This is a genomic window from Prevotella sp. oral taxon 475, from assembly GCF_018127805.1.
Lineage (GTDB): Bacteria > Bacteroidota > Bacteroidia > Bacteroidales > Bacteroidaceae > Prevotella.
Window position 1 is genome coordinate 2,021,113 of record NZ_CP072334.1, and the last position, 13,317, is coordinate 2,034,429.

At 49.2% G+C, this 13,317-nt stretch carries 11 protein-coding genes; 3 read left to right on the top strand and 8 right to left on the bottom strand.

The features are described from left to right. Window positions 1–218: 218 nt before the first annotated feature. Entirely contained in the window at window positions 219–1,169 is a 951-nt protein-coding gene (locus tag J5A66_RS07965) for a phosphoribosylaminoimidazolesuccinocarboxamide synthase (protein ID WP_211790106.1), read from the bottom strand. A 75-nt stretch (window positions 1,170–1,244) separates the two neighbouring features. Further along, a complete protein-coding gene (locus tag J5A66_RS07970) occupies window positions 1,245–2,186 on the bottom strand; it encodes a PhoH family protein (RefSeq protein ID WP_211790107.1) in 942 nt (313 codons plus the stop codon). A 100-nt stretch (window positions 2,187–2,286) separates the two neighbouring features. Here J5A66_RS07970 and J5A66_RS07975 point away from each other — a divergent pair, with 100 nt between their 5' ends. Further along, window positions 2,287–3,099, top strand: a complete 813-nt coding sequence (locus tag J5A66_RS07975) for a DUF5715 family protein (RefSeq protein WP_211790108.1) — start codon at window positions 2,287–2,289, stop codon at window positions 3,097–3,099. Window positions 3,100–3,238: 139 nt separating this feature from the next. Here the strand turns inward: J5A66_RS07975 and J5A66_RS07980 are convergent, their stop codons facing one another. The 6 genes from J5A66_RS07980 to J5A66_RS08005 all read right to left on the bottom strand — a co-directional run bounded on the left by J5A66_RS07980 (window position 3,239) and on the right by J5A66_RS08005 (window position 11,091). Beyond that, window positions 3,239–3,736 carry a hypothetical protein gene (locus tag J5A66_RS07980; protein ID WP_211790109.1) on the bottom strand — a complete coding sequence of 166 codons (498 nt, stop codon included), beginning with the start codon at window positions 3,734–3,736 and terminating at the stop codon, window positions 3,239–3,241. Window positions 3,737–4,276: 540 nt separating this feature from the next. Beyond that, window positions 4,277–5,845 (bottom strand): hypothetical protein, encoded by a 1,569-nt coding sequence (locus J5A66_RS07985; RefSeq protein ID WP_211790110.1) that lies wholly within the window; start codon window positions 5,843–5,845, stop codon window positions 4,277–4,279. A gap of 54 nt (window positions 5,846–5,899) precedes the next feature. Continuing rightward, a complete protein-coding gene (locus tag J5A66_RS07990) occupies window positions 5,900–6,133 on the bottom strand; it encodes a hypothetical protein (RefSeq protein WP_371742851.1) in 234 nt (77 codons plus the stop codon). Between the two features lie 1,117 nt (window positions 6,134–7,250). After that, window positions 7,251–8,921, bottom strand: a complete 1,671-nt coding sequence (locus J5A66_RS07995) for a peptide MFS transporter (RefSeq protein WP_211790111.1) — start codon at window positions 8,919–8,921, stop codon at window positions 7,251–7,253. Between the two features lie 58 nt (window positions 8,922–8,979). Continuing rightward, entirely contained in the window at window positions 8,980–9,723 is a 744-nt protein-coding gene (locus J5A66_RS08000; protein WP_211790112.1) for a porin family protein, read from the bottom strand. A gap of 12 nt (window positions 9,724–9,735) precedes the next feature. Continuing rightward, window positions 9,736–11,091, bottom strand: a complete 1,356-nt coding sequence (locus J5A66_RS08005) for a LysM domain-containing protein (protein ID WP_211790113.1) — start codon at window positions 11,089–11,091, stop codon at window positions 9,736–9,738. Window positions 11,092–11,128: 37 nt separating this feature from the next. Between J5A66_RS08005 and J5A66_RS08010 the strand changes: the two genes are divergently transcribed. Both J5A66_RS08010 and typA read left to right on the top strand, forming a co-directional pair. Next, window positions 11,129–11,368 (top strand): hypothetical protein, encoded by a 240-nt coding sequence (locus J5A66_RS08010; RefSeq protein WP_211790114.1) that lies wholly within the window; start codon window positions 11,129–11,131, stop codon window positions 11,366–11,368. Window positions 11,369–11,471: 103 nt separating this feature from the next. Further along, on the top strand, window positions 11,472–13,277 hold the full coding sequence (gene typA / locus J5A66_RS08015; protein ID WP_211790115.1) for a translational GTPase TypA: 1,806 nt from the start codon (window positions 11,472–11,474) through the stop codon (window positions 13,275–13,277). Window positions 13,278–13,317 lie beyond the last annotated feature (40 nt).

Genomic DNA, 13,317 nt, shown 5'->3' on the forward strand with positions numbered 1-13,317 from the left:
AGCTCTGTTTTTCTCATTTTCGAGCTTTCCGAGTAGTCGGAAGCCCCGTTTTTCCCATTTTTGAGCTTTCCGAGTAGTTGGAAGCTCCGTTTTTCTCATTTTCGAGCTTTCCAAGTAGTTGGAAGCTTCGTTTTTCTCATTTTCGGGCTTTCCAAGTAGTTGGAAGCCCCGTTTGGCTCATTTTTGAACTTTCCAAGTAGTTGGAAGCTTTATCGGGCTCATTTTTCCTGCGCCAGGTAGGCCGAAACGTTGCAATGGATGCGAGCGGCGATGTCGCCAGTTTCGGTGGAGCGATTGAAAGGCTCTCCGGTGATGTGCTCGTAGAGTTCGATGTAGCGGTTGCTCACTTCGAGGGCATATTCGTCGGTAATGTCGGGCATGGTCTGTCCGGGTTCATTCATAAATCCGCGGGCGATGAGCCACTGCCGCAGAAATTCTTTGGAGAGTTGGCGTTGAGGTGCACCCTTGGCCAGTTTTTCTTCGTAGCCCTCGGCATAGAAATAACGACTGGAGTCGGGGGTGTGGATTTCGTCGATGAGGTAGACCCGACCGTCGCGCTTGCCGAATTCGTATTTCGTGTCGACCAGGATGAGGCCCTGCCGTGCGGCAATCTCCTGCCCGCGGGCGAAAAGGCGACGGGTGTAATCCTCTATCACGGCGTAGTCTTCAGCCGAAACAAGACCTTGCGCGATGATTTCCTCACGCGAGATGTTGAGGTCGTGCCCCTCGTCAGCTTTCGTCGTAGGGGTGATAATGGGTTGTGGGAAACGTTCGTTCTCGCGCATCCCATCGGGCAGACGTACGCCGCAGAGCTCACGACAGCCTTCTTGGTAGGCGCGCCAGGCCGAACCGGTGAGGATGGAGCGGATGATCATTTCCACGCGGAAGGGTTCGCACTTAAGGCCGACGGTGACCATCGGGTCGGGCGTGGCGAGTTTCCAGTTGGGGCAGATGTCGGCGGTGAGATCGAGAAATTTGGCGGCAATCTGGTTGAGCACTTGTCCCTTGAAGGGGATGCCTTTGGGGAGGATGACGTCGAATGCCGAGATGCGGTCGGTGGCAATCATCACGAGTCGGTCGGCGTCGATGTCGTACACGTCGCGCACTTTGCCATGATAGACGCTGCGCTGACGGTCAAAGTGAAAGTCGGTTGTTGTTAATGCTTTCATTGTGTGTTGTATGTTTTTTGTGTGAAATATCGTTGTTTCTTTACTTACTCCTTTTACTCCTTACTCCCTTACTCCTTACTTACTACCCTTGTAGGCCTCGTAAGCGTTCACGATTCGGGTAACGAGTCGGTGCCGCACGATGTCTTTTGAGCCGAATCTTACGGTGGCAATACCTCGAATGTCGGTCAGAATGTCGAGAGCTGTTCGCAGTCCGCTAGTTTCTTGGCGGGGCAGGTCGATTTGGGTGAGGTCGCCCGTGACGATCATTTTCGTGTTGGTACCCATTCGGGTGAGAAACATTTTAATTTGCGCCGAGGTAGTATTCTGAGCTTCGTCGAGGATGACGATGGCATCGTTCAGCGTTCGTCCACGCATAAAAGCCAGTGGGGCGATTTGTATCACGCGCTTCTCCATCATCTCTTGCAGTTTGACGGCGGGGAGCATGTCTTCCAGCGCGTCGTAGAGGGGTTGAAGATAGGGGTCGATTTTCTCTTTCATGTCTCCCGGCAGAAAACCGAGCTTCTCGCCCGCCTCTACTGCCGGTCGGCTGAGGATGATCTTCTTGGCCGTCTTCTCCTTCAAAGCTTTCACCGCCAGGGCGATGCTTAGGTAGGTTTTACCCGTTCCGGCCGGTCCCACGGCAAATACCAGATCGTTCTTCTCGTAGGCCTCTACCAATAGCTGCTGATTCTCGCTGCGACTTTTGATGGGTTTGCCCGACGTATTGTAGACGATGACGCCCTTACTGCCCTCGGCTTTGGTCTTTCTACCGTTGATGATGTCGATGAGGTCTTCTTCGGTGATGGCGTTGTATTTCAGGATGTGGCGGCGCAGGGCTTCGGTTTTCTCTTCAAATCGAATCAGCTCCTCCTCGTCGCCCAAGGCACGCACCACATTATCGCGTGCCACGATGCGCAACTTGGGGAAGAGCGACTTCAGCATCTGCAAGTGTCCGTTGTTCACACCGTAGAACATTACGGGGTCAATGTCTTCAAGAACGATATGTTTCTCTACCAATATCAATGTCTTCTACTTTGTTGATAGGCGCAAAATTACAAAAAACGTTCTATAACTTTGCACTTTTCGCTACCTTTGTGCCTACAAACCACCTGTTTCAATGAGATTGACAAAGACGAGAATCACCAAGAACCAATATTTGAAAGCCTTTTCCGCCTGCGTGCTTCTATTGGCTTTCATACGTGCCATCTTTCCCGAAGTGGCCAGCACGAAGGAGGAAGAATCGTACCATCTTGCAACGGATTCTGCTAAGACGGTATCGAGAGCTGCCTTTCTTTCCGCACAACCAGTGGAGAACGGAGCACAGACCGTCACTTTTTTCAGGGCCGACGGCTCGCCCGTGAAGAATCGCATTCGTAGTGTTCCCGATTTCTCAAAAGCCTTTCCCGACCTTAACGACGTACAGTTGGAGGAAGCTCATCGATACGGCGTCCCTCCGGTAGCCAATCGCCAGGAGGCTGAACGGCGAAAATCGGAATTGGTATACATCGCTGGCAGTCCTTTTTATCAAGTCGATCGCCTTCGCAGCAGCATTCCTTATCTCGTCCCGCGCGCCGCCGTTTTACTGCACGACATCGGGCGCAATTTCTTCGACAGTTTGCAGGTGAAGGGCGTTCCACTACATCGATTCATCGTCACGAGCGTGTTGCGCAGCGAGGCAGACGTGGCCACACTGCGCGGACATAACGGCAATGCTTCCGAAAACAGCTGCCATCGCTATGGCACTACATTCGATATTGCCTACAATCGCTACAAAACGGTTGAGGATCCCAACGGTCCTTCCCGCCGTCGTGTACGCAACGACACGCTCAAATGGGTGCTCAGCGAAGTGCTCAACGATCTGCGCACCGCCCACCGCTGCTACATTAAATACGAAGTAAAGCAGGGGTGCTTCCACATCACGGTGAGATAGATGGGATGAGTTGACGAGTTGATAAGTTGATGAGTTGACGGATTAACCAAGATAGGATTGGATGAAACGAAAAGAGGATGCTCCATGAATAGGGGCATCCTCTCTTAGTTTATACTCTTAAATTCTCGTCAGCTTAGGGTTAGGGCTTCTTTACGCTCAGGTTCTTGCCCTCATAGCTACCGCTGATGGTCGTTGTTTTACCGGTCGGGTCTTTCTTGATGAATGTGAACTTAACGGTATAAACATCACCGCTCTTGTTAACATACAACGAGCTACCTTCTGCCAAAGGCGAACGGGAATCTGCATCAACCGCACCGTTTACCGACCAGTCGATATTGCTCTTCTTGCTCAAATCGATGGTTTTGCCAAACTGATTGGTCGGAATGGTAAAGCCAACAGTGGTCATGTTAATGCCTGCCGCCGAAGGAGAACCTGCTGTAAGTAAACCGATAAGAGAACCACCGCCTTCGTTCAGAGAAGCTCCTACGATGCTTACGGCCTGACCATTAACAACAATCGTGTTACTGTTCTTGTCGTCATCGTCGCTTCCGCAAGAAGCAAAAAGGGTTGAAGCACAAACAGTAACAAGTGCTACTGCCAACAGACTGAAAAACTTCATTGTCTTGTTTGATTTCATAATTACTTTGTTTTAATTGACTCCACGACTGATAAATTACTGTCTCATTTATTTTATTAAACTCTCCGGCGGGCTGTCTTCAAGAGTGCCGTGGAAAAACTCTCTCCAATAGTCTTCCGAACTGACCGCAAAGTTATTAACATTTTCAAGACTACACAAAGAAAACAGTAAGATTTTTTATACTCTAATCTCTTTTTCTTGTGAAAGCTTTTTCAATTTGCTCCTATCACTTAGTTTCTTAAATATTGAGATGAATGAAAGGATAGAGCAAAATTATATGATAAAACAAATTCACCCGAATATTCTCTTTTAAGAATATTCGGGTTGAAAGGGTTGTGATTACTGAGTTTTCCACAAGGGAATACCACTTGTCAAATAATCAAAGTAAATAACTACATTTGCAGTTGTGCACTTTTGTTTGACAACCTACAGGGTTATAAATTTTCTTGCAACGGGTTGGATATTTCAATGTCTCTCACCCTCCTTTATCCAGTTAGGCTCCCTCCCCTTTTGGGGAGGGTCGGGGTGGGGCTTTTAGGACTACTCGAACCCGCCAACCCTGTTCCCGCTGCCGCAACTGTAGTAGAACACGGTGACGTTGAAACTGTTGAAGGACAGGTAGTACGCGTAGTAGCTGGTCCATGGGAAAGCACTTGACGACCAATAGATTCCGGTGTCGCCAACGTAGTTCAGCTGACCAGAGTCGTAGTAACCCAAGGCGGGCAGGTAGAAGTAATTACCTGCATCGGCGACGGAAGGGAGACCAGAGTTTCTGATACTACTGCTGTTGTTGGTGTAGCTTATCCCTGTTGTACGCATGTCGGTTGTACCGTCGGCAGATTTCTCGACGTCGTAATGACTCTCTCCCTTTAATACAGACTTCTTCTTAAACCACATACCACCTTTATATAAATGACCCATAGTTGTCCATAACTCATCTGCATCCCAACGTGGATCGCCGTTCATGCAATACCAAGACAGCTCGTTAACGTTGGGAAGACCTGCGCAACTCTGGGTAGCTTGGAATGCACCGCCACCCTCGTGGTACCAACGAGAGTCACTGTTGCTCTGGGGGAAGTTTGAAGAACTCCTATTGTTTAGTGTTGGTTGGCCTGTGTTTCCTGCCAAATTCTTTGTCCATTCGTAACCATACCAATATTGCTGCTGAGCATCCCACATGTAATAATGGTCGCCATCGTAGTCGCGTACGTTGAGGTCGGCGGTCATATCGTAGTAGGTGTTCGAAGCGTATGCTGTAGATGGATATATCTTAGTTATAGTTCCCTCTGTACCTGTTGCCACGTCCTTTACCCAATAACGTACCCTTAAAGTATGAGTGCCTGGCTTAATCACCATGTAAGCTCCGTTAGTTGTTACGCTGGCGCTGTTGTTGGTTAGTGGGAAGCCGGTTGCGCCTTGTGTCGTTAAGACTATCTTGTCTCCGTTTGTTACTGCGGAAGCGTCTAAAGCACCTGTTGTTGGGTTGATGGTGTAGGTCTCGGCGATATCGTTGTCGGAGCTTACTTCTACCTTTGTTAACTTACAGTTCCGTAGAATTGTGTTACTTGTGTAAGGCTGGAAGACTAAGTAAGCCGGATGATGCTCCAATACGAACGCAAACTGATTTTTGTCTGTCACTTTTGTAGCGGTAGCAGTACCGTAATCGCCTGCTGTGCCAAAGTGCGCGGTGTTGTCTGGAGCGGTCTGGCTCTGGGCCGTTGAGATAGTTACTGAGTTGCCACTACTGTTCTTGCCCAAGTAATAAACTTTATAACTTGTACTTGCGCCAAACTTGCCAGGAACTCTATAACGGAAGGAAGCTACCTTCTGAGTTGGAGCGTTGCTACTCTTCTGCAATACACCATCATCATCCTTTACGTAGATATAATCACCTGCTTCCCAAGAGAAGTCGCTACTGTTATAATCCAATGACGTGCGGGTTTTTGCCTCGTCGCCTGCTACGAAAGTTGTTAGGTTCTTATTCCCCTCCTCGTTTGGCTTTGCCGGGTTCTGAGCCACGTCGTCCTTTGTACATGAGGCCAAAGCCAAACCTAAGCTCAGCATGATGCCCAAAGACTTTATTCCTGATAAAAGGGACTGATGTTTCATCTTTCTTTTTTCTTTGTTCGTTTTCTTTTTTTTGTTAATTAATCGCTTTAGGAATTAGTCGTTCCATGATGAAGAGCTGTCATCGTTAGCTTCTTCGCTACTGTCCTCCTCAAAGTACTCATCACTCCATAAGCCGAAAGACTTGGCTGGAGCCGTTGGACCAGTACCGTGATTTGCCTTCTTGTGCTGGCTCGGGAAAGACGTATCCATGAGATAAGTCATTTCGCTCACTTGGATTATCATGCAACGTGGTGCAGAATAATCCTTCTTTTCTTGCTTCTTTCTCATTGCTTTTTTGATTTGATTAAAAATAGTTGTTATCTACTCTCTATGTGGCTTCGTTGCTCACCTTTTATTATATACATCCTGACAAACTCATTATTTATCCTTTATGGTTGCCTGCCCTCTTCCCGCTCTATAGGCAGACAGCGTATCACTGCTGCCTGCCCGAGAAATCAACGAGAGAAAACAAACTATTATCAGAGAATTACAATTATTTGTTACGGTAATTTCAGTGCTTAAAACGTTCTTATTTTGCTTTCTTGATAGCTCGCAAACGGGCACAAAAAAGCGAACAAAGGGAACTCCTTGGAGCCCTTTGCTAATAGAGGTTGCACGCATTTCACGCGCGCGTAGGGAAAAGTGAAAAAGTCTTACGCTACCAATAGGTGCGCATACTGTGTGTGTGTGTGTGTGTGTGTGTGTGTGTGTGTAAGGTAGTCATTTTCTCGGAGACTACCAAACAATGGGTGTTAAAAGATGCAGAAAAGTTTTTGCTCTTCTGCTCTGTTACACCTTTATTATTTATATGCACATTTATCATCACGGCTGCAAAGATAAGCAAAATCTTCTTTTCTCACAAATCTTCCCGCAATGAATCCATCTCTTTCTTTTCTCATTCGATCATTAAACACAGACCAAGACCTACGGCCTTGTTTTCTCTTTGTACGCCGTAAACAAGGTAGGTTCGCTTCGCTCACCAGCCTTGCTCTACCAACAGACCAACCCTTACAGGGTTGTTTACTACCTCAACATCTCCACTCCTTCCCTCTCTACCCCTTACTATTTCCCCTCTTTTCTCCTTACTACTTACTACTTTCCTCCTCACTACTTCCCTCCTTCCCTTTCCATCTCTTAGCTTTCGCCACCCAAAAGCTAAGGAAACGCAGGCCGAAAGTTAAGGAAATGGAAGGCGAAAGCTAAGAAATAGGAAGACGTCTATGCAAACTTCTGTGGTTCAAGGCGTTTTTACAAATTATATACGCAGGAGGATGGGCATCAAAAAAGAGGATGCAACAAGGTTGCATCCTCTCTTAAGGGGTGATAGTTGATGGGGCGTTTTAGTCCACGGTCTTAAATTTTTTGGTCCACTGTTTCACATCTTTTAGCCCACGATTTCATTCTTTTAGCTCACTTTCTCAAGTCGTTTCATGATCGAGAAGATGAAGAGGGCTGAGAGCAGACAGCAAACGATGAGTACACTCCATACCATCCACAGCTGCATGTCGCCCCATAGATAGCCAATGATGGCCACAAGATAGTTGCCAATGGCAGTAGCAACAAACCAACCGCCCATCATCATGCCCTTGTATTTGGGCGGTGCTACTTTCGATACGAAAGAGATGCCCATCGGCGAGAGCAGCAGTTCGGCGAAGGTAAGGACGAGATAGGTAGAGATGAGCCAGTTGGGCGAAACCAAAAGATTGTCGGCAATGCCCTCGGTTTGCACTGTTGTGGGCGTGGGCAGACCGAGTGAGGCCACGGCAAGAATCATAAATCCGCAGGCTGCAATGAGCATTCCGAAACCTATCTTACGCGGAGCAGAGGGCTCTTTGCCCTTGCGTGCCAGGTAACTGAAGACGGCCAGCGAGACGGGCGTTAAGGCAACGACGAAGAAGGGATTGAACTGCTGGAAGATTTGCGGAAGAATCTTCACCTCGCCGTCCATCGTGTGATAGTTGGCTGCAATGCCAATGACAGCCGCCACGAGCAAAACACCCGAGATGCCTTTGCCTTTACTTGTTTTCGACTGGAAAAACGAGAAGGCACTGTATACCGCCACGACGGCAAGAACTAGGTTGAGAACGTCGAAGCCCAAGCGGTCGAACCCCATAACGGACTTAGCGGTGTAGTCGCGGGCGAAGAACGTCATTGTCAGTCCGTTTTGATGGAAGGCCATCCAAAAGAAGATCACAACGGCGAAGACCAGCAACAGGGCGATGATGCGTTGACGGGTGTCGGCCGGAGAAAGTTCGTCGGCCTGTGCGTCGATGCTGCCAGATTGGACTTTCTGCTTATTGTTGACGTCGGCATGCTTAAAAGTGGAACGGAATGCCACATAGATGGCCATCGAGATGATGAGCGAGATGCAGGCCACGGCAAACCCATAGTTGTAGGCTTTTGAGAGTTGCTCGATGTAGGTGGTGCAGAAGGTGGCCATATCGCCCGTAAAGCCCTGTGCGGCTTTTAGCTGTTCGAGCAGCACGTTACCGTCTGGCTTGATGGTTCCGTCGAGAAACTGATGGGCCAACGACGGGATCTGGGGTTCGTAGGTGAAGTGAGAACCGGCCAGAACGTAATTGGTTACCTTCGTTGCGGCCGTCGGAGCAAAGAGTGCTCCTACGTTGATGGCCATGTAGAAGAGGCTAAATGCAGTGTCGCGCTTGCCGCTGAGCTGCGGATTGTCGTAGAGATTGCCCACCATGACCTGGAGATTGCCCTTAAACAAGCCCGTCCCGCAGGAGATGAGAGCCAGCGCACCGAACATCATGGCCTTGCCGGTGATGTCGGCTCCGGTGGGGATGGCCAGCAGCGTATAGCCCAAAAACATGACGACGATGCCCGATGTCACCATCTTGCCGTAGCCAAAACGGTCGGCAAGGATTCCGCCGATGAGGGGCATGAAATAAACAAAGCCGAGGAAACTTCCGAAGATAGTGGATGTTTCTGCCGCGGTGTAACCGAACTTGGCTTGCAAAAACAAAGTGAAAATGGCAAGCATGGTGTAGTAACCGAAACGCTCGCCCGTATTGGCTAATGCCAATGCGTACAGTCCTTTAGGTTGACCTTCAAACATAGTTTTTATTTTTTAGTTAAGGGTGGATGAATTCTTGAGTTGTCAAACATGGCGATGTTCACCTCCGGGTCTTGGCTACGTCGAAGAGATAGGCTATCTTCAGGAGGATATTTCCAAAGTTGGACCGCCCGAAAAAGTCGCGTTTGCTCTCGCCGTAGATGCTGCCCAGGCCGTAGTAATAGCGCGCTTCGAGAAGGAAATGGCCCACACTGGGCAGACGATATTCTGCCCCCAAACCTGCGGCAATGCCGTAGTCGAACTTCCGTTCGACGGGCATCGACTCTTGCTCGACCACTTTGTTGGCTCTATCGGCGAGGTTTCTTTGAGTCGCCTCGTAGTTCGTCTGCGTCTGCTCGCTCAAATAAAGCCCCATCTGCGGGCCCAACTGGAAGAAGAACTGTGCGCCACGGTCTTCTTTTCCCCAAGCCAAATGAGCAAAGATGGGCACCTGAACGTAGTTGATCGTACGCAAGTAAGACTCGGCCTCGCCGGTATGGGTATTGATAACGGCACGTCCGTCGAGGTCTTTGATGTCTTGCTTCCAACCAATCGAGGCATAATTCACCTCGGCATAGAGGGAACAAAAGGTGTTGAAGTATTTCTCGCAGACGTATTTCACCGACAGTCCGCCTGTGAAACCGCCATGCTGCGACTGGTCTACCTTGGGGTTGAATCCTACCGAACTCAACACATAGCCGCCATTGAGACCTATCGAGAGATCGCTGCGATGAAGCCCTATCTGCGCCATCGACTGCAATGGGAAGAAGAGAAGGAATTGAAGAAGAAGTTGTTTTGCGTTCATCGGTCTGCCGGATTAATAGGCCAGGGATTCTATCTTTCGGTCGTACGTGTAATGAATGAGCATGAATGCCACGTTCTGCATCCCCCCGTTGCCTACACGTTGGAAGCTCATCGGGGTTTGCAACGCCGTATAAACGTTCTGCTCTTTCGTCCCCATGAATGCCTTACCGTATTTGTGCAATCCTCGCAAGAAGAACTGAGCATGGTCATATCCGGTGAGAGCAAACCGCGGAAGGGCGTATTGCATCGGCATACTGAACCACCGACGATAGCTGTTTTCCAATTGCTGCGTCTTCGTTGAGAGGGGGTTATAATAAAAGGTGGTGGGGATGTAGGTGTTGTATTTAAAAAAATGGTCGAGGTGTTGCTTCGTGTACATCAACCATTCGGTATAGCCGAAGAGCGAGATCACAATGCCGGGAGCATTGGCCGTAAGCCCGTTGATCTTGGCAAGAGCCACCGACAGCTCGGGCGATCGACCCGTATTCAGCACTACGACGTTGGGTTGGGTGCGACTGAAAGCCTTGGCAAAGGCATCCTCGGGCGATCGAAGATTGGTAATACTGTATTTGATACCCCGCGCGCTGAATTGGTTTCGCAGCGCAGAAGTAAAAATTCCTTTCTTGCTGGTGCTGTCGTTACAATCGATAAAAACGGGGTGCTGCTTGGCGAATCGCTCCAAAAAGGCATCGATGGTGGCGTTATTCAACTCGTCGGTCGACTGATATACTTGATACACCTGCGGATTGCGCACGACCTCGTCGCCCCCAATCGAAAACGGAATCACGAGTTTGATGCCCGCCGTTTTACAAAAGTCGGCCAGCGGACGCACCTGTTTGGTATAGAGCGGACCAAAGATGATGTCGCACTTCTTCGCCTCTGCCTTGAGCAACGTCTGTCGCACGTCGGCATCTGCCGAAACATTCCAGGCATAAACCTCCGTCGAGATTCCTTGTTGTCTCAAACTGTCGCAGCCCATCAGGAGTCCGCGATAGTATTCCACCATTCTTTTCCCGTCACCGTCTACATTGTGCAGTGGAAGCATCACGCCCACCCGAATGGCTCGATTGCGAACATCTGCCGACGACGAGAGTGCCCTCTGAGTGGCCGAAGCCGCCGGTTTCTGTGTCGAGGGGTAGGGGATGAAGATGTAGTCACCCTTCTTCAGTTCGTAGCCAGCCACCTTCATGTCGGGATTGGCCGTGATGAGCTCTTCCAGTGTAATGCCATAACTCTTGGCAATCCCGAAGAGCGTATCTTTCTTTTTCACTTGATACATGTCTCGCCATTTCAGCGTCTGCGCCCATACATTGACACATAAGAGTGCGATAACGGCTAAAAGCATGTATTTGGAAATCGTTTTGATCATCGTATACTTTTGATTGTTCGCTGCAAAGATAACGATTTTGAAAGAACAAGCAATGAAAATGCAACATAAGAGAGGGTTGTTCGCCTCGTTCAAGCGCAAAAATGAGCCGTCGCTCCAAGCGATAGCTCGTTTTCTTCCTTTTTTTGTTTTCGCTCCAGAGCGAAAGCTTCTTTTCTCTATTTTGCAGCTTTCGCTCCGACGCGAAACTTTCTTTGCGTCCTTTTCTCCCCTTCGCTCCGGCGCGAAGCCTTACGGGAAAACTCTGGTGTCTCTCTAATCGTCAATTGTCGCATCCGCAATGGTCGATTGTCAATTAAATGCCGTACCTTTGCAACCGATTCAATAACAAAGGATAATTCACAACTTAAGGTAAAAAGACAATGCAAGACATTAGAAATATAGCTATCATCGCCCACGTGGACCATGGAAAAACCACGCTGGTTGATAAGATGATGCTTGCTGGAAAACTCTTTCGCGAAGGGCAGGATAACAGCGGACAGGTGCTGGACGCCAACGACTTGGAACGCGAAAGGGGTATAACCATCCTGTCGAAGAACGTATCGATTACGTGGAAAGGCGTAAAAATTAACATCATTGACACTCCGGGGCACTCCGATTTCGGTGGTGAAGTGGAGCGTGTGTTAAACATGGCCGACGGCTGCATTCTGCTCGTCGACGCTTTCGAAGGGCCTATGCCGCAGACGCGCTTCGTTTTGCAGAAGGCCTTACAACTGGGATTGAAGCCCATCGTGGTGGTAAACAAGGTGGATAAGCCTAACTGCCGACCCGAAGAAGTGTATGAAATGGTGTTCGACTTGATGTTCTCGCTCAACGCCACAGAAGATCAACTAGACTTCCCCGTGGTGTATGGCTCGGCCAAAAACGGTTGGATGGCCGCCGATTGGAAAGCACCCAGCGACAATATTGACTATTTGCTCGACGAGATTGTTGAGAAAATACCTGCCCCAAGACAGATTGAGGGTACGCCGCAGATGCTTATCACCTCGCTAGACTATAGCAGTTACACGGGTCGAATTGCTGTGGGGCGCGTTCATCGCGGTACTTTCACCGACGGAATGAACGTTACCGTGGTGCATCGCAATGGCGAAAAGGAACGCACACGCATCAAGGAGCTACACACTTTCGTAGGTATGGGACACGTTAAGACCGATCACGTGGACAGCGGAGATATCTGTGCCGTTATCGGACTTGAAAGATTCGAGATTGGCGACACCATCTGCGACTTTGAAATGCCCGAACCACTGCCGCCAATCGCTATCGACGAACCCACGATGAGCATGCTCTTCACCATCAACGACAGCCCTTTCTTTGGCAAAGAAGGTAAGTTTGTTACCTCGCGCCACATCAACGACCGACTAGAAAAGGAGTTGGAGAAGAACCTCGCCTTGCGCGTACGCCCCTTTGAAGACTATACCGACCGCTGGATTGTTAGCGGACGTGGCGTGCTTCACCTCTCGGTGCTCATCGAAACCATGCGCCGCGAGGGCTACGAGCTGCAAGTGGGTCAGCCACAGGTTATCTATAAGGAGATTGACGGCCAGCGTTGCGAACCCATTGAAGAACTAACCATCAACGTTCCCGAAGAGTTTGCCAGCAAAATGATTGACATGGTGACACGCCGAAAGGGCGAAATGACCTCGATGGAAACACAAGGCGAACGCGTGAACATAGAATTCGACGTGCCATCACGTGGTATCATCGGCCTTCGCACCAACGTTCTCACTGCCAGTCAGGGTGAAGCCATCATGGCCCACCGCTTTAAAGAGTACCAACCTTTTAAAGGTGAGATTACGCGACGCACCAATGGCTCGATGATTGCTATGGAAACGGGTACTGCCTTCGCCTACTCCATCGACAAGTTGCAAGATCGTGGCAAATTCTTTATCGATCCAGGAGAAGAGGTTTACTACGGACAGATTGTTGGCGAGCATGTTCACGACAACGATTTGGTTATCAACGTAACCAAATCTAAGCAGCTAACCAACGTGCGCGCCAGCGGAAGCGACGACAAGGCACGTGTCATTCCCAAGGTTATCATGTCGTTGGAAGAGGCCTTAGAATACATCAAGGGGGACGAGTTTGTAGAGGTTACGCCCAAAAGCATGCGTATTCGTAAGATGACACTCGACCATAATGAACGCAAACGCCTGAATAAAGACAATTAATGATTGAACAAGGTCATGAATTGACAGGTTAACAAGAAGA

Bases quoted from the DNA above. Each gene is read 5' to 3' on its own strand.
- J5A66_RS07965 (WP_211790106.1), bottom strand. From the start codon at position 1,169: ATGAAAGCATTAACAACAACCGACTTTCACTTTGACCGTCAGCGCAGC.
- J5A66_RS07975 (WP_211790108.1), top strand. From the start codon at position 2,287: ATGAGATTGACAAAGACGAGAATCACCAAGAACCAATATTTGAAAGCC.
- J5A66_RS07980 (WP_211790109.1), bottom strand. From the start codon at position 3,736: ATGAAATCAAACAAGACAATGAAGTTTTTCAGTCTGTTGGCAGTAGCA.
- J5A66_RS07985 (WP_211790110.1), bottom strand. From the start codon at position 5,845: ATGAAACATCAGTCCCTTTTATCAGGAATAAAGTCTTTGGGCATCATG.
- J5A66_RS07990 (WP_371742851.1), bottom strand. From the start codon at position 6,133: ATGAGAAAGAAGCAAGAAAAGAAGGATTATTCTGCACCACGTTGCATG.
- J5A66_RS07995 (WP_211790111.1), bottom strand. From the start codon at position 8,921: ATGTTTGAAGGTCAACCTAAAGGACTGTACGCATTGGCATTAGCCAAT.
- J5A66_RS08000 (WP_211790112.1), bottom strand. From the start codon at position 9,723: ATGAACGCAAAACAACTTCTTCTTCAATTCCTTCTCTTCTTCCCATTG.
- J5A66_RS08005 (WP_211790113.1), bottom strand. From the start codon at position 11,091: ATGATCAAAACGATTTCCAAATACATGCTTTTAGCCGTTATCGCACTC.
- typA (WP_211790115.1), top strand. From the start codon at position 11,472: ATGCAAGACATTAGAAATATAGCTATCATCGCCCACGTGGACCATGGA.